Here is a 23,151-nt window from a genome sequence, read left to right as displayed (position 1 = left end):
CTTGGGGTCATCACGAGAGCGGTGACCCATCGGCGCCGCCGAACCAGGGACGCGACGCGCATGGCATTCTCGGCGGCGGAGGCATTGCCGGCGGATTGGCGCGAGGGCCTGTTCCTCGGCCGGGCGCACCTGCCCGAGGGGCCGTCCCCGATCCTGATCGAGGGCGGGCGCGTCTACGACATGGCCGCCGTCGCGCCGACCGTGTCGGCGCTGGTCGAGGCCCGGCACTTCACCGGGGCGGGCGGGCGCCCTCTCGACGGGCCGGACGGCCTCGCCCTGCTCAGCCCCATCGACCTGCAATGCGTGAAGGCCTCCGGCGTCACCTTCGCGGTCTCGGCCCTGGAGCGGGTCATCGAAGAGCGCGCGGACGGCGACCCGGCCGCCGCCGCCGCCATCCGCGCCCGCCTCGAAGTGCAGATCGGGGGAAGCCTGCGCGCCGTCGTGCCCGGCACGGAGGACGCCGCCGCCCTCAAGCGCGCCCTGATGGCGGACGGCCTGTGGTCGCAATATCTCGAAGTCGCCATCGGGCCGGATGCGGAGATCTTCACCAAGTCCCCCGTCCTCTCGACCCTGGGCTGGGGCGCCGAGATCGGCATCCGCTCCGATTCGACGTGGAACAACCCCGAGCCGGAGATCGTGCTGCTCGTCGCCCCGGACGGCACGTCGGTCGGGGCGAGCCTCGGCAATGACGTCAACCTGCGCGATTTCGAGGGCCGCTCGGCCCTGCTCCTCGGCAAGGCCAAGGACAACAACGCCTCCTGCTCCCTCGGCCCGCTGGTGCGGCTGTTCGATGACCGCTTCACCATGGACGACGTGCGCCACGCCGAACTCGAACTCGTGGTGGAGGGCGAGGACGGCTACCGCCTCGCGGGCGCCAGCGCGATGGGCCAGATCAGCCGCGATCCCCTCGATCTCGTCCGCCAGTCCCTCAGCGAGCACCAGTACCCGGACGGGTTCGTGCTGTTCCTCGGCACCCTGTTCGCCCCGATCCAGGACCGCGACGAGCCCGGCCGGGGCTTCACGCACAAGGTCGGGGACCGGGTGACGATCACGAGCCCCCGGCTAGGCCGGCTCGTGAACCGCGTGACCACCTCGAAGGACGCGGCCCCCTGGAGCGAGGGCATCGGCGCCCTGATGCGCAACCTCGCCGGGCGGGGGCTGCTCTCCCGCCCGACATAGCTCGCGGCACGGAGCGCGACGGCCTCTCGGACGCGACCGGCCCAAGGCCGCGCCCCGCCGACCGTTTGGTGCGCTGATAGCGAGGATCGCTTCGCGGAACCGGCCGGTTGATGCAGCGGGATGCCCCGGTACACGCGAGGCTCGGATGGACTCCGACACGTCGATCGCCGCCCTGATCGCGCGCAACGCGGAACTCGAGGCCGACAACGCGCGCCTGCGCCGGCTCTTCGACCGGCGGGACACTGCCGCCGACCTGCGCCAGCGCCTGCGCTCGACCCTCGGCCTGCTGCGCGAGGTCATCCAGCGCTCCGCCGAGGCACGGGAGGAGGCCGCCGAATACGCCGCGCACCTGCGCGACCGGCTCGATTCCATCGTGCGGATGCATGTCGCCATCGACCATACCGGCGACGTCGACCTGCACGCGGTCATCGCCGAGGAATTGCTGACCTACACGGTGCAGGAAGGCGACCGCCTGCATCTGAGCGGGCCCACGATCCGCCTGCGGGCGCGGGCAGCGCAAGTCCTGGGGTTGGCGATCCACGAACTCGCCGTGAATGCGGTGGAGCACGGCGCGGCGATGCAGGCGGGGCGGATCGCCGTGTCCTGGCACGTGGAGCCGGCCGATCCCGATCCGCTCTTCACCCTCGCCTGGACGGAGACCGGGCTCAGAGGGCTCGCCACCCCGGCCCGGCGCGGCTTCGGCGCGGAGGTGCTGAGCCAGATGGTCGGCCACGACCTCGCCGGGCGGACGATCCTCGCCTTCGCGCCGGACGGGCTGCACTGGACCCTCCGCTGCCCGTTCCCGCCCGGCATGGGCTATCTCGCCGGGAGCGACTGAGCCCCGCCTTGCCGAACTATCCGGTCAGATATAACGCTCGCCGGATCGCCGCCGCGAGGATCGCCCGATGAAGCTCGTCACCGTTGCCGCCCTCGCCGGGCTCCTCGCCACGGGCGCGGCCCATGCCGCCGGGACCGGCTGCGGCGGCTTCGCGTGGTCCCTCGACGCCGAGCGGGCGCTGCTCGCCGCGCCGGAAGCCGGGGACACGACCGCGCCGCCCACGTTCCGCCGGCTCGCGATGACGCCGCTGGCGCAGGCGGCCCTGCCCATGCCGCCGGAGCGGGCGCCGCGCGAGCCCGGCAGCGCGCTCGCGGGCGCCACGCGGGTGAGCGTGCCCGAGGCGGGGCTCTACCGGGTGACGCTGCCGGCGGAGGGCTGGATCGACGTCATCCAGGGCGGGGCCTATCGCCGCCCCGAGGCCTTCACCGGGGCGAAGGACTGCCCCGGCCTGCGCAAGAGCGTGCGCGTCCGCCTCGACGCGGGCGAGGCGGTCATCCAGGTCACCGGGACGACGCCCGTACCCGGCCTCGCCTTCACCCGCGAGCCGTGACGGGCGGTTGCCAAGAGCCGGCGGCGCTGCCACTTGCGGGGTGAGCCGGGTGCGCGGGAACGGGAATGGTCACGATGCTTGCCGACCTCGTCGCCCGCGCCGCCACCACGGCCCGCCGCCATGCCCAGCGCTTTCCGGGCGTGCTGGCCAAGGACCGGCTGCCCTGGGCGGTGATCGAGGCCTACGATGCCGACGTGCGCGGCCATCTGGAGCGCGACCCCCGCATCGAGGACGAGCGCGACCGGGTGCTCATCGCCGCCGTCAAGCTCGCGGAGACGCCGCTCGACGAGGAAGACGAGATCGACACCGCCCGCGCCGGCCTCGTGGACGCGATCGACTATCTGGAACAGGCGGTGCTGCGCTTCGGCCTCGCCAACCGGCAGGCGGTGAAGCTCGGTCTCGGCGAGGCGGGCCGCCGGGTCGGGGATGTCGCCCCGGCGCCCGGCGCCCCGCATTAGCGCTCAGCGCGCGGCGGCCTTCACGGCGGCGGGCAGGATCACCTGCCCGTTGGCGATCTTGGACGGCCAGATGGCGACCTGCTTGCCGCCCTGCCACTGCGCCAGGAGCCCGGTGACGTAGCCCTCGCCGTACTTGATCGAGTGGGTGAAGGGATCGTCCTTGCCCTGGAACTGGATGCGGCCGGCGACGCCGGTCCAGTCGGTCTTCTCCAGGGCGTCCACGAGCTTGTCGGCCTCGCTCGATCCGGCCCGCTTGATCGCGTCGGCGATGTAATAGACCTGATCGTAGGCCATGTAGCCCGCGTAGGACGGGGCGCCGTTGAAGCGCTTCTTGAACGCCTCGCCGAAGGGCACGGTCTTGTCGGTCATGGCTGCGCCGGGCACCGCGAGGCTCTGGAAGATCACCCCGTCCGTGCCGCCGTTCGTGTCGTTCCAGAAGGTCGAGGCGGTGGCCTGCGAGTTCATGCCGGTCATGGCGAGCGGCACCTGCTGGTTCTTCCACTGCACCGTCGGCTGCACCCCGACATGCGAGATGCCGGTGACGATCAGGTCGGGCTTGGCCGCCTCGATCCGGTTGTAGATCGGCGTGAAATCCCCCGTGTCGGGCGAGAAGCGGATGTGTTCCACCACCTTCAGCCCGATCTTCGGCAGGCATTCCTCGTAGCCGACGTCCAGCGGCCGGGTCCACGCGGCGTCCTCGCTCATGATCGCGGCCGTCTTCGCCTTGAGCAGGTCGGTGAGCACCGCCTTGCTGCCGTCGCAGATCGATTGCGCCAGGGCGGCCGAGGTCAGGTATCCGTGGAACGTGTACTTGTTGCGGGCATAGTCCTTGTGGACCGCGAGGCTGATCTCGTTCGAGGCGGCGCCCGGCGTGATCATCGGCGTCTTCAGCCGCGCCGCCCAGGGCATCAGCGCCAGCACGACTTCCGAGACATAGCTCGCGATGACGACCTGGACCTTGTCCTCGCTCACCGCCCGCTGGAAGGCGCGCACCGCGTCGGCCGCTGAGGACTTGTCGTCGTAGGTGACGACCTGGATCATCCGGCCCTCGACCCCGCCCTTGGCGTTGATCTCGTCGGCGGCGAGCTGCGCCGCCTGCGGGATCGAGGCGCCGACCACCGCCTGCGCTTCCGCGATGACGCCGATCTTGATCGGGTCCGCTGCCCGCGCCGGGCCTGAGAGGGCGAGGGCGGCGATTGTGGCGAGGGCGGTACTGTTCAGAAAAAATCGGCGGCCGGCGGCGTTGGACATGACGCTTCCTCCTGACGCCGTGCCGATTCTCTTGAAGTTCGGCTTCGGTCGTCTTGGCGAATTCTGTATCCAATACGGGCGCATGGCAATGCGCCGCCCGGCTTAATTTGGAGCCGGGGCGAAAACATCGCGCAAAGCTTGTCTCATGATCTTGCCGGCGGGGTTGCGCGGCAGCATCCCGTCCCAGATCCGCACCCGGACGGGCACCTTGTAGGCGGCGAGCCGCCCGGCCGCGAAGGCGCGGATCGCCTCGGGCGTGGCGTCGGAGCCCGCCGCGAGGGTCACGACGGCGCCGGGCTCCTCGCCGAGGGTCGGGTGCGGCACCGGCAGGACGACGGCGTCGATCACGTCGGGATGGGCGAACAGGACGTCCTCCACCTCGATGCAATGGATGTTCTCGCCGCCCCGGATCAGCATGTCCTTCATCCGGTCGACGACGGTGACGAAGCCCTCCGCGTCGGCGACCGCAAGGTCGCCGGTATGGAGCCAGCCCTCGCGAAAAGTCTCGGCCGTAGCCTCGGGGTCGTCCCAGTAGCCGCGCACGATGCCGGGCCCCCGCACGCAGAGTTCCCCGACCTCCCCCGGCGGCAGGTCGCGGCCGAGGAGATCGCGGATGCGGATCTCGCAGACCGGCAGGGGCGTGCCGCAGGAGCCGGGATGGGCGATGTAATCCTCGCCCTGGTGGTGGGTGAAGGTGGCGGAGGTCTCGGTCATGCCCCAGCCCGTCGCGGGCACGACCTTCGGGAAGGCGTCGCCGAGACTGCGCACGAGGTCGGCGGCGGCGGGGGCGCCGCCGTAGGAGACGGTCTCCAGGCTCGGCAGGGGGCGCCCGGCGGCGCGGGCGGCCTCCGCCAATTGCCACGCGATGGTCGGCACGCCGCCCGCCGTGGTGCAGCCCTCCGCCTCCACGAGGTCGAGGGCGTCCTGTGGGTCCCAGCGATGCATCATCACCAGCCGGTGGCCGCCGAACAGGGCGCTGCCGAGGGAGGCGTGGCAGGCGGTGACGTGGAACAGCGGGATCGCCAGCAGGGCCGCCCGCTGGGGGGCGTTCGGATCGGGCCGGGGCGGCTCGGCGCCCTTGCGCAGGGCCGTGCGCGCCGCCGAATAGGGATAGGCCATCACCGTCGAGGCGGCGGCCCGGTGGGTGCCGATGGCGCCCTTCGGCTTGCCCGTCGTGCCGGAGGTGTAGAACAGGGTGGCGTCGTCCTCGGGGTCGAGGGCGAGGCCCGGTACGGGGCGCTCGGGCAGGGACGCCCATGCCCCCGTGGGGCCGATGATCTCGGCGAGCGCCGGGGCGGCGCCCGGCTCGGCGCGGGTGGCGATGACCTCCGCGAGCGCCGGGCATTCGGTCAGGTGGGGGGCGAGCCGGGCGAGACGGTCGCCGTCGGCGATCAGCACCCGCGCGCCGGAATGCGCCAGCGCGTAGGCGAGTTCCGGCCCGGTCCACCACGCGTTGAGCGGCGTCGCGACGGCGCCCGCGAGCAGCGCGCCGTAATAGCAGACGGGCCATTCCGGCAGGTTGCGCATGGCGATGGCGACCCGGTCGCCCTTCGTGACGCCGAGGCCGATCAGGTGATGGGCCAGGGTGATCGCCGCCCTGGCGAAGCCCGTGAAGCTCGTCCGCTCGTCGCGGTAGACGAGGAAGGTCCGCTCCCCGTGGCCCTGCGCGCGGAGGAACAGGTCGCGCAGCGTCCCCGGCGCGTTCACCCAGATCCGGGTCGGCACGCCCCGGATCGTCCGGGTCTCGACGGCGTAGGGCGAGCCCGGCGCGGTCAGCCGCGCCTCGGCCTCCGCGAAGGGCATCGCCGGCCAGCCGTTTGGGAGGCGGGGGCCGGTCATCGTGCGATGGTCACGCCGCCATCGGCGACGAGGGCCTGTCCGGTCACGAACCGTCCCGCCGGGGAGGCGAGGAACACGGCGGCCCCTGCGATGTCGTCCGGCTCGCCGATCCGGCGCAGCGGCGCGGCGCCCTCGGTCTGGGCCAGCATGGCGGGGTCCTCCCAGAGGGCGCGGGCGAAATCGGTGCGGACCAGCCCCGGGCAGAGGCAGTTCACCCGCACATTGTGGGGGCCGTACTCGACCGCGTAGTTCCGCGCGAGTTGCAGGTCGGCCGCCTTCGAGACGTTGTAGGCGCCGGTCACCGGAGAGCCCTTCAGGGCGCCGATGGACGAGACGATCACGACGGCCCCGTCCCGCCGCGCGACCATCCCCGGCGCGCAGAGCTGGATCAGCCAGTGGTTCGACAGCACGTTGTTGTCGAGGATCTTGCGGAACTGCGCGTCGGAGATGCCGGCCAGGGGCCCGTAATACGGGTTGCTCGCCGCGTTGCAGACGAGGATGTCCACCGGGCCGAGGCTCCGCTCGGTCTCGGCGACGAGGGCCTGCAACTCCTCCTTCACGGAAATGCTCGCCGGGATCGCCACCGCCCGGCCGGGGCCGTGGGCTCCCTCGATCTCGCGGACCACCGCCTCGCAGGCCTCGCGCCTGCGGGAGGAGATCACCACCCGCGCGCCCTGCTCGGCCATGCGCAGGGCGATGGCCCGGCCGATGCCCTTCGAGGAGCCGGTGATGAGGGCGACCTTGCCGGTCAGGTCGAACAGCGACATCGATCCTCCCTCACGCCCCCGCCCGCTCGGCGAAGGCCCACGCGGCGGCGGCGAGCGTCGGCACCCGCGCGGCCATGGCGGCGGCGTGTTCGCTCGCGGCGTTGCCGGCCCGGGCGCGGGCCACCACGCCCTGCAGGATGCCCACGAGCCGGAACAGGTTGTAGGCGAAGTACCAGTCGAGGGCGGGCATGTCGGCCCGGCCCGCCGCCCGGCAATAGATCGCCACCGCCTCGTCCCGGTCGGGGATGCCGAGCGCCTTCAGGTCGAGCCCGCCCAGCGGGCTGCGGCCGTCGGCGGGGAGTTCCCACTGCATCAGCAGGTAGCTGAAGTCGGCGAGCGGGTCGCCGAGCGTCGAGAGTTCCCAGTCGAGCACGGCGGCCACCGTGCCGTCCGGGCGATAGACGAGGTTGTCGAGGCGATAGTCGCCGTGGACGATGGCCGTGCCCGCCTGCTCCGGCACGGTGCGGGGCAGCCAGTCGATCAGCCGCTCGACATCTTCGAGCCGCCCGTCCTCGGCGGCGCGGTACTGCTTCGTCCAGCGGTCCACCTGCCGGGCGAAATAGTTGCCGGCCTTGCCGTAATCCGAGAGCCCGGCCGAATCCGGATCGATGCCGTGGAGCCGCGCGAGCGTCCCGATCATCGCCGCGTAATGCCGGTGGCGGCTGTGCGGGTCGAGGCCGGGCAGCGCCCCGTCCCAGTGGACCGCCCCCTCCACCGCCTCCATCACGTAGAAGGTCGCGCCGATGAGGCCCGCGTCCTCGCACAGGGCGAAGGGGCGGGGCACGGGGAAATCCTCCGCGTAGAGGGCGCCGATCACCCGGAACTCGCGCTCCACCGCATGGGCCGAGGGCAGCAGCGTCCCGAAGGGTTTCCGACGCAGCACGTAGGCCGCGCCCGGCGTCTCCAGCCGGTAGGTCGGGTTCGATTGGCCGCCCCGGAACTGCATCACGGTCAGCGGGCCGGCGAAGCCCTTCACATGCTCGGCCATCCACCCGGCGAGGCGGGCCTCGTCGATCCGGTGGCGGGGCTCGACCGGCTTCACCCCCGTGAAGTCGAGGGCCGCGCTCACGCCCCCGCCCTCGCATTGGTGTGGCGGGCGAATTCGAGCCTTGCGATGGAGCGGTTGTGGACCTCGTCCGGCCCGTCCGCGAGGCGGAGCGTACGGATATGGGCGTAGGCGTGGGCGAGGCCGAAATCCTCGCTGACGCCCGCCGCGCCGTGGGCCTGGATCGCGTCGTCGATGACCTTCAGCGCCATGCGCGGGGCGGCGACCTTGATCATCGCGATTTCGAGCTTGGCGCCCTTGTTGCCGACCTTGTCCATCATGTCCGCCGCCTTGAGGCAGAGGAGGCGGGTCATCTCGATCTCGGTGCGGGCCTCGGCGACCCGCTGCTCCCAGACCGACTGGTCGCTGATCCGCTTGCCGAAGGCGACCCGCGACACGAGCCGCCGGGCCATGGCCTCCAGCGCCGCCTCGGCCACGCCGATGGTGCGCATGCAATGGTGGATGCGCCCCGGCCCCAGGCGCCCCTGCGCCACCTCGAAGCCGCGCCCCTCACCGAGGATGAGGTTGTCGGCGCTCACCCGCACGCCGTCCAGCACCACCTCGCCGTGGCCCTTGGGCGCGTCCTCGTAGCCGAAGACCGGCAGCAGGCGCGCCACCCGCAGGCCGGGCGTGTCGAGGGGCACGAGGATCTGCGATTGCTGCGCGTGGCGCGGGGCCTCCGGGTCGGTCTTGCCCATCAGGATCGCAATTTGGCAGCGGGGATCGCCGACGCCGGTCGACCACCATTTGCGGCCGTCGATGACGTACTCGTCGCCCTCCCGGCGGATCGACGTGGCGATGTTGGTGGCGTCGGAGGAGGCGACGTCCGGCTCGGTCATCAGGAAGGCCGAGCGGATCTTGCCGGCCATCAGCGGCTTCAGCCAGCGCGCCTTCTGGGCGTCGGTGCCGTAGCGGTGCAGCACCTCCATGTTGCCGGTGTCGGGCGCCGCGCAGTTGAACACCTCGGAGGCGATGCCGATCCGGCCCATCGCCTCGGCGCACAGCGCGTAATCGAGGTTGGTGAGCCCGGCGCCGCGATACTCCGGGGTGTCGTGTTCCGGGGACGGCGGCAGGAATAGGTTCCACAGCCCCTCGCCGCGGGCCTTGTCCTTCAGCCGCTCCATCGTGGGGGAGGGGCCTGTCGCCCGCTCCACCGCCACGGCGCTCTGGGCCGGCTCGATCTCGCGGGCGATGAAGGCCTGCACGCGGTCGAGCCAATGGCGCTGGGTGGGCGAGGGGGTGAAGTCCAAGCGAGTGCTCCCTGATCCAGATTGGCGCCCCCCTCTCCCCGCCTGCGGGGGGCGTTGTGAAACTCGTCCCGCCCTCCACCTCATCCTGAGGCGCCCGCGCCAGCGGGCCTCGAAGGAGGGCTCCAGAAGGCTCCGCGATCCCTGGAGCGCTCCTTCGAGGCTGCTTCGCAGCACCTCAGGATGAGGTGGAGGGTGGGATCGGCAGGGGCACCTGAATCTCAGATGCCCTCACAAGTAGGCCGCCCCCATCTCCGTGGCGAACCGGTCCGGCGGGCCTTCCCAGACGATGTTCGCCTGTTCCAGCACGTAGACCCGGTCGGCATGGGGCAGGGCGAAGGTTACGTTCTGCTCGCCGAGGAGCACGGTGATCGGCGTGGTCTGCCGCAGCCGTTCCAGCGCCTTCGACAATTGCTCCAGGATGACGGGCGCGAGGCCGAGCGTCGGCTCGTCGAGGATGAGGAGGCGCGGACGCATCATCAGGGCGCGGGCGATGGTCAGCATCTGCTGCTCGCCGCCCGACAGCGTGCGCGCGCTCTGCCCCTCGCGGGCCTTCAGGATCGGAAACAGGTCGTAGAGCTTCTCCCGCTCCTTGGCGGCGTCGGCCTTCGACAGGTGATGGCCGCCGAGGTCGAGGTTTTCCAGCACGCTGAGGTCGCCGAACAGCTCGCGGGTCTCGGGCACCTGCACGATGCCGGCCCGCGCGATGGCGGCGGGCGTCATGCGGGCGAGGTCCTGGCCGCCGAAGCGGATCGTGCCCGCATGGGGCACGAGGTTGGAGATGGCGTTGAACAGGGTGGTCTTGCCTGCGCCGTTGAGGCCGACCACCGAGACGAACTCGCCCTCGTGGACGTGGATCGACACGCCGCGCAGGGCCTGCGCCTTGCCGTAGAGCACGTCCACGCCCTCGACCGTGAGGAGCGATTCCCTCTTGAAGGCCGCCTCGGGCCGGGCCGCCGTCTCGATGCTGCCGCCGAGATAGACCCGCCGCACGGTCGGGTCGGCCATCACGGATTCGGCGCTGCCCTCCGCGATGCGCTCGCCGAGATACAGGGCGAAGACCCGGTCCACGAGGGCCGCGACGCTCTTCACGTTGTGATCGACGAGGAGCACCGCCTTGCCCTCATCGCGAAAGCCCCGGATCAGCGCCGAGAAGGTCGCGACCTCCGGGCCGGTGAGCCCGGCGAAGGGCTCGTCCACCAGCACGACCTTGGGATCGCGGGCGATGGCCTTGGCGAGTTCGAGCCGCCGCAGGTCGGCGAAGGCCAGCGTCCCCGGCCGCCGGTCGATGACGGCGCCGAGGCCGACCCGCTCGGCGATGGCCCGCGCCCTGTCCGTGACGGATGAGTCGGGGGCCAGCCGCAGGAGGCTGTCGGGCAGCAGGGCGAGAACGATGTTCTCCAGCACCGTCTGGCGCATCAGCGGCCTCGCGTGCTGGAAGACGAGGCCGATCCCGGCGCGGGCGACCTTGTGGGCGGGCCAGCCGGCGATCTCGGTGCCGTCGAGGCGGATCGAGCCGGCGCTGGGCTTTTCCAGCCCCATCACCAGCTTCATCACCGTGGACTTGCCCGAGCCGTTCGGGCCAATCAGCCCCAGGATCTCGCCGGGGCGCAGGTCGAGATCGACGTTCTTGGCCGCGACGAGGCCGCCATAGCGCTTCGTCAGGCCGCGCACGGTCAGGCAGGGCTCGGCCCTGACGGTCGCGGCGGCGGGCGGTTTCACGGCCACCGTCATGACGCCCTCCGGAACGAGGCGAGGCCCAGGAGCCCGGTGGGCACGAACAGGATCACCGCGAGCGCCGCCGCCGAGACGACGAAGGTCGAGAGCGAGCCCAGCGGGCGCAGCAATTCGCCCGCCGCGATCAGGAACACCGCGCCGACCGCCCCGCCGACGATGGTGCGCCGTCCGCCGAGCACGGCGGCGATGATGATCTGCACGCCGACCGCCGTGTCGATCAGCGTGCCGACCGAGGCGGTGCCCATGTAGAAGACGATGAGCCCGCCCGCGAGGCCGGAGAAGGCCGCGCTCACGGCGAAGGCCGCGATCTTGTGCTTGGCGACGTTGAAGCCGAGCGCCCCGGCCACCACCGGATCCTGCCCCGCCGCCTGCAGGATCAGCCCGGCGGGCGAGCGGGAGATGGCGGTGAGGATCAGGCCGGAGACGGTCATGAAGCCGAGCGCGATCCAGTAGTTCGTGTCGGCGTCGATGGAGATGACGTCGGGCACGGTGAGGCCGATCTCGCCCCCCGTCAGGTCCGAGAAGACGACGATCAGGTTCTGCAGCAGCAGCACGGCGACCAGCGTCACGAGGCCGAAATACGGCCCGCTGAGCTTCAGGGCCGGCACCGCCAGGGCGAGGCCGCCGATGACGGCGAGCGCCGTGCCCGCGAGCAGGCAGAGGGGGATGTCGAGCCCGTAGCGGTTGTTGAGGATGCCGGCCCCGTAGGCGCCGAGACCGATCAGGAAGGTCGGCCCGAAATTCACCTCGCCCGCGAAGCCGAACAGCAGGTCCCAGGCCATGGAGAACACGGCGAAGTAATAGGCGATGGTGAGCAGGCCGAGGATGTAGCCGGAGACGCCGAGCGGCAGCAAAGCCGCCGCGACGAGGATCGGCAGGGCGATCAGGATGAAGCGGGCCGGGATCAGGCTCATCAGCGCCTCCCCAGGAAGCCCTGCGGACGCAGGTACATGACGGCCACCAGGAGCAGGAGCGCCGGGATCACCCGGTAGGCGGGCGAGACGAGGTAGGCGGTGGCGGTTTCGAGGTAGCCCACCACGTAGGCCGCGATCAGCGAGCCGGTGACGCTGCCGAGGCCGCCCAGCACCACGATGGAGAAGGCGCTCGCGGTCAGCGGCCCGACCGAATAGGACGAGACGCCGAGGAACATGCCCAGCAGCACCCCGGCGATGCCCGCGAGCAACCCGTAGATCGCCCAGACCGCGATATAGATGCGGCCCATGTCGTGGCCGAGCAGCGTCACGCCGCGCGGGTTCATGGAGGCGGCGAGCAGCACCTTACCCGCCCGCGCCTTGTTCACGAAGGCCCAGAGCAGGGCGATCACCACCCAGCAGACCAGCGCCGTGAACCACTCGTTGCGCGGGGTCCGCACGCCCGCGAACTCCACCACGCCCTCGATCAGCGGCAGCACGGTCTTGGGGTTGTCGGTGTAGAAATAGGCGACCAGCTGCTGGATCATGATCCCCCAGAGCAGCGTGCCGGTGAGGATGAAGATCTCCTTCTCGGCGCGGGGGATCGCCTTGCTGCGCTCGATGGGCGCGACGACCGCGAAGTACGTGACGAGCGCCCCAAGCAGGCCGCAGACCACGCCGATGGCCGCGCCGGCATAGGAGCCGAAGCCGTATTGCGCGGACGCCGCCCAGGCGGCCACCGCCGCCGTGACCATGAGCGCCCCGTGGGAGAGGTTCAGCACCCCCGAGACGCCGAAGATGAGGGTGAAGCCCATCGCGCCGAGCGCGTAGAGCGCCGAGATCGCGAAGCCGTCGACGAGGATCTGAAGGCCGATCATCGGTGCGGGCCCGCTACTGGACCGCCGGCTTGACGGCGGGCGGCAGGACGATCTTGCCCGTGGCGACGTTCGCCGGCCAGATCGCCACCTGCTTGCCCGATTGCCACTGCCCGAGGACGCTGGTCATCAGGCCCGGCCCGTACTGGATCGAGTGGGTGAAGGGCTCGTCCTTGCCGTAGAAGGTGATGCGGCCGACCGTGCCGGTGTAATCGGTCTTCTCCAGGGCCTCGATGAGCTTGTCGGCCTCCGTGGAGCCCGCCCGCTTGACCGCTTCCGCCGTGTAGTAGGTCGCGTCGTAGGCCATGTAGCCCGCGTAGGAGGGCGCCCCGCCGAACCGCTTGGTGAAGGTCTGCGTGAAGGGGATGGTCTTCGGCGTCAGCGCCACGTCGGGCAGGGCCACGCTGTCGAACAGCACGCCCTGCGTGCCGCCGTTGGTGTTGGCCCAGAAGGTCGAGGAGGTCGCCTGCCCGCTGATGCCCGTCATGGCGATGGGCACCTGCTGGTTCTGCCATTGCACCGTGGGCTGCACGCCGACATGGGCGATGCCGGTGACGATGAGATCGGGCTTGGCCGCCTCGATCTTGTTGTAGATCGGGGTGAAATCGCCGGTATCCGGCGAGAAGCGGACATGCTCCACCACCTTCAGCCCGGCCTTCGGCAGGCATTCCTGGTAGGCGGCGTCGAGCGGCCGGGTCCAGGCCGCGTCCTCGCTCATGATCGCCGCCGATTTCGCCTTCAGGAGCCCGACCAGGGTCTCCTTGGCGGAATCGCACACGGCCTGTGCCAGGGCATGCGAGGTCAGGTATCCGTGGAAGGTATACTTGTTGCGCGCATAGTCCTTGTGGACGTTCACGCTGATCTCGTTCGAGGCCGCGCCCGGCGTGATGAGCGGGGTCTTCAGCCGCGCGGCCCAGGGCATCAGCGCGAGGACCACCTCGGAGATGTAGCTCGCGATGACGAGCTGAACCTTGTCCTCGCTCACCGCCCGCTGGAAGGCGCGCACCGCGTCGGCCGCCGAGCTCTTGTCGTCGTAGGTGACGACCTGGATCATCCGCCCGTCGACGCCGCCCTTGGCGTTGATCTCGTCGGCGGCGAGTTGCACCGCCTGCGGGATCGAGGCGCCCGCCACCGATTGCGCCTCGGCGATGACGCCGATCTTGATCGGATCGGCCGCCTGCGCGGACGCGTTGAGAACGAGCGTCCCCGTCACCGCAGCGGACAGTATCCGCCCGACCTTGTCGAACATGGCGTTTCCTCTCGACTATGTCGTCATTCTTTATTTTGTCTCGTTGTGTGAAACCCTCCGTTGCCGGATGCAAGAGCCCGCCCGCGATTTCACTGACGTTTCCCGATCTCTCGTTCTGGACTTTGTTTCTCTTCGCAACTGCGAGACAATACCGCTCTCGCGAAGTCTCGCCGCCCGCATTGCTTTGCCGCACGGGCGGTGGCAGCGAGGGATCGAAACAGGTTGAGAGGGATCCATGACGGCCCATCGTCCCCGCACCGGCGCCCGCATCCTCGTGGACCAGCTCGTCGCGCAGGGGGTCGAGCGGCTGACCTGCGTGCCGGGCGAGAGCTACCTCGCGGTACTCGACGCCCTGCACGACGCCGCTGTGGACGTGATGGTCTGCCGCCAGGAGGGGGGCGCGGCGATCATGGCCGAGGCCGCCGGCAAGCTCACCGGACGGCCGGGCATCTGCTTCGTGACACGCGGACCCGGTGCCACCAACGCGGCGTCGGGGGTGCACATCGCCCGGCAGGATTCGACGCCGATGATCCTGTTCGTCGGGCAGATCGCCCGGTCGATGCGCGGGCGCGAGGCGTTCCAGGAGGTCGATTACCGCCGCACCTTCGGCGACCTCGCCAAATGGGCGGTGGAGATCGACGAGGCCGCGCGCATCCCCGAGATCGTCGCCCGCGCCTTCCGGGTGGCGATGCAGGGACGGCCCGGTCCCGTCGTCGTCGCCCTGCCGGAGGACATGCTGGACGAGATGGTCGAGGTCGGCGACGCCCCCCGCGTCGAGCCCGCCGCGCCGGCGCCGTCCACCGCCGACATGGAACGGCTCGCCGCCCTCCTGGCTCAGGCCCGCGCGCCGCTGGTGCTGGTCGGCGGCTCCCGCTGGACGGCCGCCGATAGCGCGGCGCTCGCTTCCTTCGCAGAGCGCTTCGACCTGCCGGTCGCCAACTCCTTCCGCCGCGCCGGCCTGTTCCCGGCCGATCACCCGAACTACGCGGGCGAACTCGGCATCGGCCCGAACCCCGCACTTCTGGAGCGCATCCGGCAATCGGACCTGCTGCTGATGGTCGGCGGGCGGCTCTCCGAGATGCCCGCGCAGGGCTACACATTGCTCGGCATCCCCGAGCCCGGCGTGCCCCTCGTCCATGTCCATCCCGATGCGGAGGAGTTGGGGCGGGTCTACCAGCCGCTGCTGGCCATCCAGTCGGCCCCCGGCCCGTTCTGCGCGGCGCTCGCCGGCCTCGCCGCGCCTGAGGGTGGCGGCGGGCGGGCGGCGCAGGCCCATGCCGCCTATCGCGCGTGGTCCGAGACACCCGCGCCCCAGCCCGGCGCGTTCCAGTACGGTGAGGCGATCCTGTGGCTGCGTGGGCGCCTGCCGCCCGAGGCGATCATCTGCAACGGCGCGGGCAATTTCGCGACCTGGGTCCACCGCTACCACCGCTTCCGCGCCTTCGGGACCCAGCTCGCCCCGACCTCCGGCTCGATGGGCTACGGCCTGCCGGCCGCCGTGATGGCCAAGCGCATGAACCCGGAGCGGATCGTCGTGGCCTTCGCGGGCGACGGCGACGTGATGATGTGCGTGCAGGAATTCGCCACCGCCGTGCAATACGGCGCGGCCATCGTGGTCGTGGTGCTCGATAACGGCATGTACGGCACGATCCGCATGCATCAGGAGCGCGAGTATCCCGGCCGCGTCTCGGCGACGAGCCTCAGGAACCCCGATTTCCGCGCCCTGGCGACGGCCTTCGGCGGGCACGGCGAGCGTGTCGAGCGCACCGAGGATTTCGCCCCCGCCTTCGAGCGGGCCCTCGCCTCCGGCCTGCCCGCGATGCTCCACTGCCTCGTGGACCCGCAGGCCCTCACCCCGACCCGGACCCTCGACGCCATCCGCAACGACGCCCTGGCGCGCGGGCGTTGATGCAACCGCAGATACGCTCTGAAAGAGAGGATTAACTTTCGGTCGATTAACTCAATGCGCCAAGCCGCCGGGAGGGAGTGTCGTGCAAGCCGAAAAGCCCGCTCCGACATCCTCCGCCCGCAGCCTGACGCTGCCGGAGATGCTGCTCCTCGTGCTCGCAATCTCGGTCTGCATCTATCCGGCCTTCGCGCCGTTCGGTTCGTCGCGGATCACGATGGGGTCCGCCGCCGCCGCGCCCCCTGTGGTGCCGGCGCGATAGGCAAGGGTCCCGGCGCGCGCTAAAGCTCTTCCCCATGGAACGGGGCGAGGGTGTCGTCATGCCCATCCGGCGCGGCGCGCGCGGATCCGGTCGGGTCTCCCTCGTCGGCGGCGTCCTCGGGCTCTGCCTCCTCGGCGCCGGCTCGCTTCGGGCGGAACAGAGCCGCCCCGTCTACGAGGGGGCCGGCGGCGACCCGCGCATCTCCGTCTCGCAGCCCGAGACGACGAGCCAGGCCTCCGGCGGCTACAGCCGCTCCATCGAGCCCTCCCTCGGTCCGTTCGGGGACCCGCTCGGCCTGCGCCCGATCCTGAAGGAAAAGGGCATCGAGTACAGCGTGACCTACGTCGCGGACGTCCTCGGCAATCCGGTCGGGGGTGTCCGCCGGGGCGCGGCGGTGGAGGACCGGCTGAACCTGCGGCTCAACCTCGATCTGGAGCGGCTGGCGGGCTGGGAGGGGGCCACCATCCACGCCAACGCCTACTTCATCCACGGCACCGGCCTGTCGCGCTACTATGTGGGCAACCTGCTGCCGGTCAGCGTGATCGAGGCGCTGCCGTCGAGCCGCCTCTACGTGCTGTGGCTCGATCAGCAATTGTTCGACAACACCCTCGGCCTGCGTATCGGCCAGCAGGCCGCCGACACCGAGTTCTTCGTCAGCCAGACCGCGACGCTGTTCGTAAACTCGACCTTCGGCTGGCCCGCCATCACCGGCCTCGACCTGCCGAGCGGCGGGCCGGCCTATCCCCTCGCGACCCCGGCGATCCGGGCGAAATACGTGCCGGGCAACGGCTTCTCCCTGCAGGTCGGCCTCTATGACGGCGACCCCGCCGGGGCCAGCCGCCCCGGCGACGACCCGGAGGCCCAGCGCCTCAACCGCACCGGCACCAATTTCCGCCTGGGAGACCCCGCCCTCGTCGTGGCGGAGGCGACCTACGCCTACAACACCGAGGCGGGATCGCGGGAGCTGCCGGGGGACATCACCCTCGGCGGCTGGCAGCATTTCGGCCGGTTCGATTCCCTGCGCACCGACATCACCGGGTTGTCGCTCGCCGATCCTAACGCCACCGGCATCGGCCGCCCGCTGCGCGGCAATGCGGGGATCTACGTCGTCTACGACCAGACCCTCTACCGGGAAACCGGCAAGGACGACGAGGGCCTCGGCTTCTTCGTGCGCGCCGCCTACTCGCCCACCCGGTCGAGCCTCGTGAGCGCGTATCTCGACGCCGGCCTCGCCTACAAGGGCCTGATCCCCGACCGCGACGACGACACCGTCGGCCTCAGCGTCGCCTATGCCCGGCTCAGTGACGACGCCCGCCGCGCCGACACGGACATGATCCGCTTCACCGGGCAGGCGATGCCCCGCCGCCGCGCGGAGAGCATCGTGGAGGCGACCTATCAGGCGGTGGTGGTCCCCGGCTTCACCCTCCAGCCGGACGCGCAGCTCGTGCTCCATCCCGGCGGCGGCATCGCCAACCCGCGCGATCCCAATGCCGGCCGGGTGAAGAACGCCGTGGTGCTCGGGATGCGCGCGACGGTGCAATACTGACCGCCGCGACTCAGTCGAGTCGGGGAGGGGATCGTGGCGAAGAACATCGTCGTATTCTCCGATGGGACCGGGCAGGGCGGCGGGCTTCTGCCCGACGAGACCCGGAGCAACGTCTACAAGCTGTTCCGCGCGGCCCGCGTCGGCCCGGAGACGGGCATCGATCCGGCCCGGCAGGTCGCCTTCTACGATCCCGGCCTGGGGTCGCAGGCCGCGAGCCTCGGGATCAAGCTCGCGTGGTGGCGGCGGATCTACTCCGTCCTCAGCCAGGCGACCGGGCTGGGCATCACCCGCAACATCATCGAGTGCTACGCGGCGATCCTGCGCGTCTGGGAGCCGGGGGACCGGATCTATCTCGTCGGGTTCAGCCGGGGCGCCTACACGGTGCGGTGCGTCGCGGGGGTGCTCAAGCTCTGCGGCATCCCGACCCGGAGCGGCGATGGCGGGCCGCTGAAGCGCGATCCGGCCTCCGCCGAGGCGCTGGCCAAGGAGGCGGTGAAGGACGTCTACCAGTTCGGCGCCTCGCTGAAGGGCGACCGGTTGCAGCCGGTGCGCCTCGATCTCGCCCGCCGGTTCCGGGAACGCTACGCCTCGGCCGCGCCGGGCGACCTCGAACGGTCGAACGCCTATCCGTACTTCATCGGGGTGTGGGACACGGTGGCGGCGCTTGGCCTCAATACGAAGCGCACCCTCCGGCTCGGCTTCATCCTTGCGGTGGTGGTGGCTCTCATCGCCCTCGTCGGCAACCTGCTCCGCGCGCTCGCCGTGCCGGAGGACCGGTTCACGGCCGAGTCATACTGGCTCGCGTGCCTGTTCGTCCTGCTGGCGGGCGCCGCCGTGGCGGCCGTCGCGTGGTTCCGCACCTACGTGAAGTGGACGACGAAGACGGCGCGGCCCTGGTGGGAGACCCTGCACGTCACCGGCTGGCAGATGCAGTTCTACGACACCGCGCTCGATCCCCATGTCCAGCACGCCCGCCACGCCCTCGCGATCGACGAGAACCGCAAGGATTTCGACCGGGTACCCTGGACGGTGAACGCCGACCTCGCTGCCGTCGAGCGGAAGGACGGCCGGATCTGGCTGAAGCAACTCTGGTTCGCGGGGGTCCATTCCGACGTGGGCGGCGGCTATGGCGAGACCGAGGCGCGCCTGTCCGACATCGCGCTGCGCTGGATGGTCGACGAGGCCGCCGACCTGCCGGAGCCGATGCTGATCGACCGGTCGGTGCTGAGCCTCTGGCCGGCGGCGAACGGGATGCAGCACGACGAGCGCAAGGCGACCGTCGCCCGCTGGCCCCGCTGGTTCGTCGGCCTGCTCACCCTCGTGTGGCCGCGCGAAAGCCTCGGCTGGAAGCCCTGGGTGCGGCACATCCCCCACGACGCGCCCCTGCACCCCTCCGTCCTCGACCGCCTCGCCCTGCCGCCGCCCGGCGTGCAGCATTACGACGTCACGAAGGCGTACCGGCCGGAGGCCCTGCGCGGGCATCGGGCGACGGGAGCCTCTGGTCCCGACGCCTGACCGGCCTCACAGCACGAGGCCGGGGTGGAAGGTTCCGTCGCAGAAAGGCAGGCGGAACTGCACGGCGACGGCGTCGCGCTGGAGCCGCACGACGGTGGCGTAGCGCTTGCCCAGCGTCACGCCCGCGCCGACGCGCAGGGGCACGGGGGCTGCGAGGGTGACGAGGGCGCCGGATTTCGACAGGTTGTCGATCCGGCCCTCCGCCGCCGATCCGTCGGGGAGTCGCACCGTCACCTGCCTGTGCAGGGGGACGATACGCGGGTTGGCGCGCTGCTCCACGGGGCGCCCACGCTGCTCCGCCTGCCACAGGAGCCGCGCCGCCACCCGCGCCGCCCGCGCCCGGGTCAGGCTCAGGTGCAGCACGAACCCATCCTCGCGCCGGCCGCCGATCCGGCCGGGGAGGGCGCCGATGGCGTCGAGGTAGCAGATCGCATCCTGCCCCGCCCTGCCCGCCGCCGCCGTGACGACGAGCGCTTCGTCCGGCGCCAGGAACAGCGCCCGGCAGGCCTCCTCGGCTTGCCCCGCGATGGACACGCGCCCGTCGATGGCGGTGTCGGCGGCGAGGGGGCTGTCGAACGGCGCGTGTGCCATCGGCGGGTCGTCTCGTCAGGCCGCGCGGGCGGCGCGGTTGGCCACGAAGGCGCGGGCCTCCGCCGCCGGAAGGGGCTTGCTGAAGAGGAAGCCCTGGACCTCGTTGCAGCCCTCGCGCCGCACCGCCTCCAACTGTTCCACGGTCTCGACCCCCTCGGCGACGATGCTCATGCCGAGGCTCTGGCCGATGCCGACGACGGCCCGGATGATCGCGGCGGCGTCCGGCTCAGTGATGTCGCGGATGAAGGCCCGGTCGATCTTCAGCTTGTCGAAGGGGAAGCGGCGCAGGTAGCTCAGGCTCGAATAGCCGGTGCCGAAATCGTCCAGCGCGATGCGCACCCCCAGCGCCCGCAGCCGGTGCAGGCAGGCGATCGCCCCGTCCGCGTCCTGCATCAGCACGCCTTCGGTCACTTCGAGCTTCAGCCGCCTGGCCGGGAGGCCCGTGGTCGCGAGGGCGGTCAGCACCGCCTGTTCCAGGCCGCAGCGGAACTGCACCGGCGAGACGTTGACGCCGATCCACAGATCCTCGTCCCAGGTCAGGGCCTCGCGGCAGGCCTCCACGAGGGCCCAGGCGCCGAGCTGGGCGATCATCCCGGTCTCCTCGGCGACGGGGATGAAGTCGACGGGGGAGATCATGCCGCGCGTCGGGTGCTGCCAGCGCATCAGTGCCTCGAAGCTCACCACCGCGCCGGAGTCCACGTCGATGACCGGCTGGTAGACGAGGAAGAAGTCGCCCCGCCGGATCGCGTCCTTCATGTCGAGGGCGAGCAAGCCGCGCGTCGAGTTGCGGGTGAGCACGGTGGCCTCGAACAGGCAGTAGGTGTTCCGCCCGGCCGCCTTCGCCTGATACATCGCCATGTCGGCCTGCCGGAACACCTCCTCGGCCGTGGCCTCGCTCCCCGAGACGAGGGCGACGCCGATGCTCACCGCGATGTCGATCGTGCCGCCGTGATGCGGGATCGGCGCGCCGATCGCCGCGATGATCCGCTCGCAGGCCGCATGGATCGCCTCGTCGTCCGGGATTTCGCCCAGGATTACCGCGAACTCGTCGCCGCCGAGCCGGGCCACGGTGTCCTGCGGGCTCAACACCGCGCAGATGCGTTCCGCCACGGTGCAGAGCAGCCGGTCGCCCTCCGCGTGGCCGAACGTGTCGTTGACGGCCTTGAACCGGTCGAGGTCGCAGGCGAGCACCGCGTAGCGCGCGGAGCCGCGGCGGCTGCGCTCCAGCACCTCGCTCAGGCGGTGGTGGAACAGGGCGCGGTTGCCGAGGCCGGTCAGGGCATCGTGATGCGCCAGATGGATCACGTGCAGCTCGGCCTCCTTGCGGCGCGAGATGTCCATGAGCGTCCCGACGATCCGCAGGGCGAGCCCGGCCGCGTCGCGCTCTACAACGCGGGCGCGCAGGAGCACCCAGAGGTAGTGTCCGTCCGCGCAGCGGCGGCGGTACTCGGCCTCGATGGCAGGGCTCGTGCCGGCCAGATGCGCCTGCATCAGGGCGGCCAGTTCCTCGCGGTCGTCGGGGTGGACCGCCTCCGCGTAGAAGACGCCGGGCCGGGTCGGTGCGTCGGCGGGATAGCCGAGCTTGGCCGACCATCGGGGCGAGAGCCACACCGCATCGGTGGTGCGGTCCCAGTCGAACAGGCCGTCGTCGCCGCTGTCGAGGGCGAGGGCGAGGCGCTCCTCGCTGGTGCGCAGGCGGCCCTGCGTCTCGGCCACCGCCCGCTGGAAGGCGATCCGCTGGCGGACCAGGGGTACGAGGAGCAGGATCGCGACGAGGACGATCAGCGCGCAGATCGCCGCGAGCCATTGGATGGAGTGGATGAGGGGCGCGCGGAACGCCTCCTCGGTCATGCCGACGCTGACCATCCAGCCGGCCTCGGGCAGGCGCTCGTAGGACATGCGCACCGGCAGGCCGCGCGGGTTCTTGCCGATCCAGACGCCCTTCGCGCCCACGCGCTCCGCGAAGCCCGCGATCGTCTGGCCGTAGACCGGCGGGTCGCCCTCGGTCCGGGCGATGACCCGCCCCTGGCGGTCCGCGAGGCTCGCGAGCTGCTGGGGGCCGAGGCCGCTGCGCCGCAGGACTTCGGCGAAGACCGTGGCGTCCACCTCCGCCTCCAGGACGAAGCGCACCGCGTCCCCGTGCATCACCGGCACGGACAGCACGACGTAGCCGCCGCTGCCCCGCCGGATCAGGTCCGAGAACGAGGCCTCGCTGCGCCCGGCCTTCAGGCCCAGGCCGGTACCACCGTCCGGCTTTGCGCCGGTTCGGAACAGCACGTGCCCCGCGCCGTCGCGGAGGGCGACCTCGATCCGCTCCGGGGCGAAGAGTTGGCGGATCTGGTCGCGCAGGCGGGCGAAGTCGTTCGTGTCGAGGGCGGGGGAGGTGCCGAGCGCCTTGAGCAGCGCGAGGTGACCCGAAAGATACTGATCGACCTCGTCCGCCGCCCGCGCGACCTGCGCGGCGACGGACCCCGTGAGGCGGTCCTGCTCGGACGAGACCCAGGCGCGGCCGAGGAGGCCGCAGAGCAGGACGGAGGGCACGATGAACGCGGCGAACAGGCCGAGCGTGAACCGCACCGAATGGCGGCGCGTGCTCGCCGGATCGGTGGCGGGGACGGGCGTCACCGCCGCCGGGAGCCTCCGGCGCAGGATGTCGGTTCGCGACAGGAGACCCCTGCCGTTACGATCGGCCGTGATCATAATTTGACACGCTCGTCGAAGTTCTCGGAGGTGAAGGGCGTGATGAACTGGACGGCGATGCCGTTATCGAGCAGCCGCACCACCGTGGCGAAGCGCTCGCCGACGCGGACGCGGGCGCCGACGAAGGGGCCGTCCCGGGTGCCGAGGCGGATTGCCGCGCCCGACATCGAGATGTTGAGAACCGTGCCGGCCAGGACGATCTGCTCGCCGAGCCGCACCTCGACATCCTTGTGCAGGGGGACGATCCGGGGCGCGCGGCGCAGCTCCGTCGCCTCGTTGCGGGTCTTCGCCCACCATTCGAGTTGCGCCGTGATCCGGTCCCGGCGCGTCGGTTTGATCTGGAATGCGACGACGAACCCGGTCGATGTCGTAGCAATGGCCCGTCCCGGTAGAATTCCGACCTGATCGAAATAGCAAACGACGACTTGGCCCGTGCTGATCGTCGAGGCGACAGTCAGTTCGGCGGATTGAATGCTGACGTTGCGGGCGATGCAGGAATATTCATCGCCGTTCGACAGCAGGACCCGGCCGGTCAGGACGTCCTCGGCCTGGGCCGAGCGCGCAATCTCAAGTTTTCGACGTTCGAGTGTTGCTGCTTCTAGTTTAGGCATCGCGTCGGTTCAAGTCGTTTCGGGGAGTGAGGTCCCCTTGATTGCCTGACACTGCAGAGACAGCCGCATCTGAT

Annotated in this window: 20 protein-coding genes; 8 read left to right on the top strand and 12 right to left on the bottom strand. The window is 71.0% G+C overall.

Annotation, left to right across the window (positions count from 1 at the left end; all coding sequences use genetic code 11):
• The first annotated feature begins 60 nt into the window (after positions 1 to 60).
• The 4 genes from AAHF99_RS18020 (at position 61) to AAHF99_RS18005 (ending at position 3,025) form a co-directional block, all read left to right on the top strand.
• Positions 61 to 1,179 (top strand): fumarylacetoacetate hydrolase family protein, encoded by a 1,119-nt coding sequence (locus tag AAHF99_RS18020; RefSeq protein ID WP_342165886.1) that lies wholly within the window; start codon positions 61 to 63, stop codon positions 1,177 to 1,179.
• Positions 1,180 to 1,324: 145 nt separating this feature from the next.
• The gene (locus tag AAHF99_RS18015; protein WP_342165885.1) at positions 1,325 to 2,017 is read left to right on the top strand and encodes an HWE histidine kinase domain-containing protein; all 693 of its coding nucleotides are present in this window, start codon (positions 1,325 to 1,327) and stop codon (positions 2,015 to 2,017) included.
• Positions 2,018 to 2,084: 67 nt separating this feature from the next.
• Positions 2,085 to 2,567 carry a hypothetical protein gene (locus AAHF99_RS18010; protein ID WP_342165884.1) on the top strand — a complete coding sequence of 161 codons (483 nt, stop codon included), beginning with the start codon at positions 2,085 to 2,087 and terminating at the stop codon, positions 2,565 to 2,567.
• A 65-nt stretch (positions 2,568 to 2,632) separates the two neighbouring features.
• The gene (locus tag AAHF99_RS18005) at positions 2,633 to 3,025 is read left to right on the top strand and encodes a hypothetical protein (protein WP_342165883.1); all 393 of its coding nucleotides are present in this window, start codon (positions 2,633 to 2,635) and stop codon (positions 3,023 to 3,025) included.
• A 3-nt stretch (positions 3,026 to 3,028) separates the two neighbouring features.
• On the opposite strand, the gene AAHF99_RS18000 is transcribed toward AAHF99_RS18005, so the two are convergent.
• The 9 genes from AAHF99_RS18000 to AAHF99_RS17960 all read right to left on the bottom strand — a co-directional run bounded on the left by AAHF99_RS18000 (position 3,029) and on the right by AAHF99_RS17960 (position 13,946).
• Positions 3,029 to 4,276: an ABC transporter substrate-binding protein gene (locus AAHF99_RS18000; RefSeq protein WP_342165882.1), complete on the bottom strand. Its 1,248-nt coding sequence runs from the start codon at positions 4,274 to 4,276 to the stop codon at positions 3,029 to 3,031.
• A 102-nt stretch (positions 4,277 to 4,378) separates the two neighbouring features.
• The gene (locus tag AAHF99_RS17995; RefSeq protein ID WP_342165881.1) at positions 4,379 to 6,115 is read right to left on the bottom strand and encodes a class I adenylate-forming enzyme family protein; all 1,737 of its coding nucleotides are present in this window, start codon (positions 6,113 to 6,115) and stop codon (positions 4,379 to 4,381) included.
• Positions 6,112 to 6,882, bottom strand: a complete 771-nt coding sequence (locus tag AAHF99_RS17990; protein WP_342165880.1) for an SDR family NAD(P)-dependent oxidoreductase — start codon at positions 6,880 to 6,882, stop codon at positions 6,112 to 6,114. The genes AAHF99_RS17995 and AAHF99_RS17990 overlap by 4 nt, the downstream gene beginning before the upstream one ends.
• Positions 6,883 to 6,892: 10 nt before the next feature.
• Entirely contained in the window at positions 6,893 to 7,951 is a 1,059-nt protein-coding gene (locus AAHF99_RS17985) for a phosphotransferase family protein (RefSeq protein WP_342165879.1), read from the bottom strand.
• Positions 7,948 to 9,177 (bottom strand): acyl-CoA dehydrogenase family protein, encoded by a 1,230-nt coding sequence (locus AAHF99_RS17980; RefSeq protein ID WP_342165878.1) that lies wholly within the window; start codon positions 9,175 to 9,177, stop codon positions 7,948 to 7,950. The genes AAHF99_RS17985 and AAHF99_RS17980 overlap by 4 nt, the downstream gene beginning before the upstream one ends.
• A 228-nt stretch (positions 9,178 to 9,405) precedes the next feature.
• The gene (locus AAHF99_RS17975) at positions 9,406 to 10,908 is read right to left on the bottom strand and encodes an ATP-binding cassette domain-containing protein (RefSeq protein WP_342165877.1); all 1,503 of its coding nucleotides are present in this window, start codon (positions 10,906 to 10,908) and stop codon (positions 9,406 to 9,408) included.
• Positions 10,905 to 11,825, bottom strand: coding sequence for a branched-chain amino acid ABC transporter permease (locus tag AAHF99_RS17970; RefSeq protein WP_342165876.1), 921 nt, complete (start codon positions 11,823 to 11,825; stop codon positions 10,905 to 10,907). Before AAHF99_RS17970 ends, AAHF99_RS17975 begins: the two co-directional genes overlap by 4 nt.
• On the bottom strand, positions 11,825 to 12,700 hold the full coding sequence (locus tag AAHF99_RS17965) for a branched-chain amino acid ABC transporter permease (RefSeq protein ID WP_243956639.1): 876 nt from the start codon (positions 12,698 to 12,700) through the stop codon (positions 11,825 to 11,827). Before AAHF99_RS17965 ends, AAHF99_RS17970 begins: the two co-directional genes overlap by 1 nt.
• A gap of 13 nt (positions 12,701 to 12,713) precedes the next feature.
• Positions 12,714 to 13,946: an ABC transporter substrate-binding protein gene (locus AAHF99_RS17960; RefSeq protein ID WP_342165875.1), complete on the bottom strand. Its 1,233-nt coding sequence runs from the start codon at positions 13,944 to 13,946 to the stop codon at positions 12,714 to 12,716.
• A gap of 235 nt (positions 13,947 to 14,181) precedes the next feature.
• Here AAHF99_RS17960 and AAHF99_RS17955 point away from each other — a divergent pair, with 235 nt between their 5' ends.
• The 4 genes from AAHF99_RS17955 to AAHF99_RS17940 all read left to right on the top strand — a co-directional run bounded on the left by AAHF99_RS17955 (position 14,182) and on the right by AAHF99_RS17940 (position 19,175).
• Positions 14,182 to 15,855 carry a thiamine pyrophosphate-binding protein gene (locus tag AAHF99_RS17955; protein ID WP_342165874.1) on the top strand — a complete coding sequence of 558 codons (1,674 nt, stop codon included), beginning with the start codon at positions 14,182 to 14,184 and terminating at the stop codon, positions 15,853 to 15,855.
• Between the two features lie 82 nt (positions 15,856 to 15,937).
• Positions 15,938 to 16,114: a hypothetical protein gene (locus tag AAHF99_RS17950; protein WP_342165873.1), complete on the top strand. Its 177-nt coding sequence runs from the start codon at positions 15,938 to 15,940 to the stop codon at positions 16,112 to 16,114.
• 58 nt (positions 16,115 to 16,172) lie between these two features.
• A complete protein-coding gene (locus tag AAHF99_RS17945; protein WP_342165872.1) occupies positions 16,173 to 17,660 on the top strand; it encodes a carbohydrate porin in 1,488 nt (495 codons plus the stop codon).
• 33 nt (positions 17,661 to 17,693) lie between these two features.
• Positions 17,694 to 19,175 carry a DUF2235 domain-containing protein gene (locus AAHF99_RS17940; RefSeq protein WP_342165871.1) on the top strand — a complete coding sequence of 494 codons (1,482 nt, stop codon included), beginning with the start codon at positions 17,694 to 17,696 and terminating at the stop codon, positions 19,173 to 19,175.
• Positions 19,176 to 19,181: 6 nt separating this feature from the next.
• On the opposite strand, the gene AAHF99_RS17935 is transcribed toward AAHF99_RS17940, so the two are convergent.
• From AAHF99_RS17935 to AAHF99_RS17925, 3 genes are read right to left on the bottom strand one after another with little or no spacing between them, the layout of a single operon-like run.
• Positions 19,182 to 19,766 (bottom strand): PilZ domain-containing protein, encoded by a 585-nt coding sequence (locus AAHF99_RS17935; protein ID WP_342165870.1) that lies wholly within the window; start codon positions 19,764 to 19,766, stop codon positions 19,182 to 19,184.
• Positions 19,767 to 19,781: 15 nt separating this feature from the next.
• Positions 19,782 to 22,466 (bottom strand): bifunctional diguanylate cyclase/phosphodiesterase, encoded by a 2,685-nt coding sequence (locus tag AAHF99_RS17930; protein WP_342165869.1) that lies wholly within the window; start codon positions 22,464 to 22,466, stop codon positions 19,782 to 19,784.
• Complete coding sequence (locus AAHF99_RS17925) at positions 22,463 to 23,077, bottom strand: PilZ domain-containing protein (RefSeq protein ID WP_342165868.1); 615 nt, start codon at positions 23,075 to 23,077, stop codon at positions 22,463 to 22,465. The genes AAHF99_RS17930 and AAHF99_RS17925 overlap by 4 nt, the downstream gene beginning before the upstream one ends.
• Positions 23,078 to 23,151 lie beyond the last annotated feature (74 nt).

Origin of the sequence: Methylobacterium litchii (genome assembly GCF_038442315.1) — a bacterium.
Taxonomy (GTDB): Bacteria; Pseudomonadota; Alphaproteobacteria; order Rhizobiales; family Beijerinckiaceae; genus Methylobacterium; species Methylobacterium litchii.
The sequence above is the reverse complement of the archived record's forward strand: the minus strand, read 5'-3'. Positions and strand labels throughout refer to the sequence as shown.

Coding starts and splice junctions, on each gene's coding strand:
- AAHF99_RS18020 (WP_342165886.1), top strand. CDS start 61: ATGGCATTCTCGGCGGCGGAGGCATTGCCGGCGGATTGGCGCGAGGGC.
- AAHF99_RS18015 (WP_342165885.1), top strand. CDS start 1,325: ATGGACTCCGACACGTCGATCGCCGCCCTGATCGCGCGCAACGCGGAA.
- AAHF99_RS18010 (WP_342165884.1), top strand. CDS start 2,085: ATGAAGCTCGTCACCGTTGCCGCCCTCGCCGGGCTCCTCGCCACGGGC.
- AAHF99_RS18005 (WP_342165883.1), top strand. CDS start 2,633: ATGGTCACGATGCTTGCCGACCTCGTCGCCCGCGCCGCCACCACGGCC.
- AAHF99_RS18000 (WP_342165882.1), bottom strand. CDS start 4,276: ATGTCCAACGCCGCCGGCCGCCGATTTTTTCTGAACAGTACCGCCCTC.
- AAHF99_RS17995 (WP_342165881.1), bottom strand. CDS start 6,115: ATGACCGGCCCCCGCCTCCCAAACGGCTGGCCGGCGATGCCCTTCGCG.
- AAHF99_RS17990 (WP_342165880.1), bottom strand. CDS start 6,882: ATGTCGCTGTTCGACCTGACCGGCAAGGTCGCCCTCATCACCGGCTCC.
- AAHF99_RS17975 (WP_342165877.1), bottom strand. CDS start 10,908: ATGACGGTGGCCGTGAAACCGCCCGCCGCCGCGACCGTCAGGGCCGAG.
- AAHF99_RS17970 (WP_342165876.1), bottom strand. CDS start 11,825: ATGAGCCTGATCCCGGCCCGCTTCATCCTGATCGCCCTGCCGATCCTC.
- AAHF99_RS17965 (WP_243956639.1), bottom strand. CDS start 12,700: ATGATCGGCCTTCAGATCCTCGTCGACGGCTTCGCGATCTCGGCGCTC.
- AAHF99_RS17960 (WP_342165875.1), bottom strand. CDS start 13,946: ATGTTCGACAAGGTCGGGCGGATACTGTCCGCTGCGGTGACGGGGACG.
- AAHF99_RS17955 (WP_342165874.1), top strand. CDS start 14,182: ATGACGGCCCATCGTCCCCGCACCGGCGCCCGCATCCTCGTGGACCAG.
- AAHF99_RS17945 (WP_342165872.1), top strand. CDS start 16,173: ATGCCCATCCGGCGCGGCGCGCGCGGATCCGGTCGGGTCTCCCTCGTC.
- AAHF99_RS17935 (WP_342165870.1), bottom strand. CDS start 19,766: ATGGCACACGCGCCGTTCGACAGCCCCCTCGCCGCCGACACCGCCATC.
- AAHF99_RS17930 (WP_342165869.1), bottom strand. CDS start 22,466: ATGATCACGGCCGATCGTAACGGCAGGGGTCTCCTGTCGCGAACCGAC.
- AAHF99_RS17925 (WP_342165868.1), bottom strand. CDS start 23,077: ATGCCTAAACTAGAAGCAGCAACACTCGAACGTCGAAAACTTGAGATT.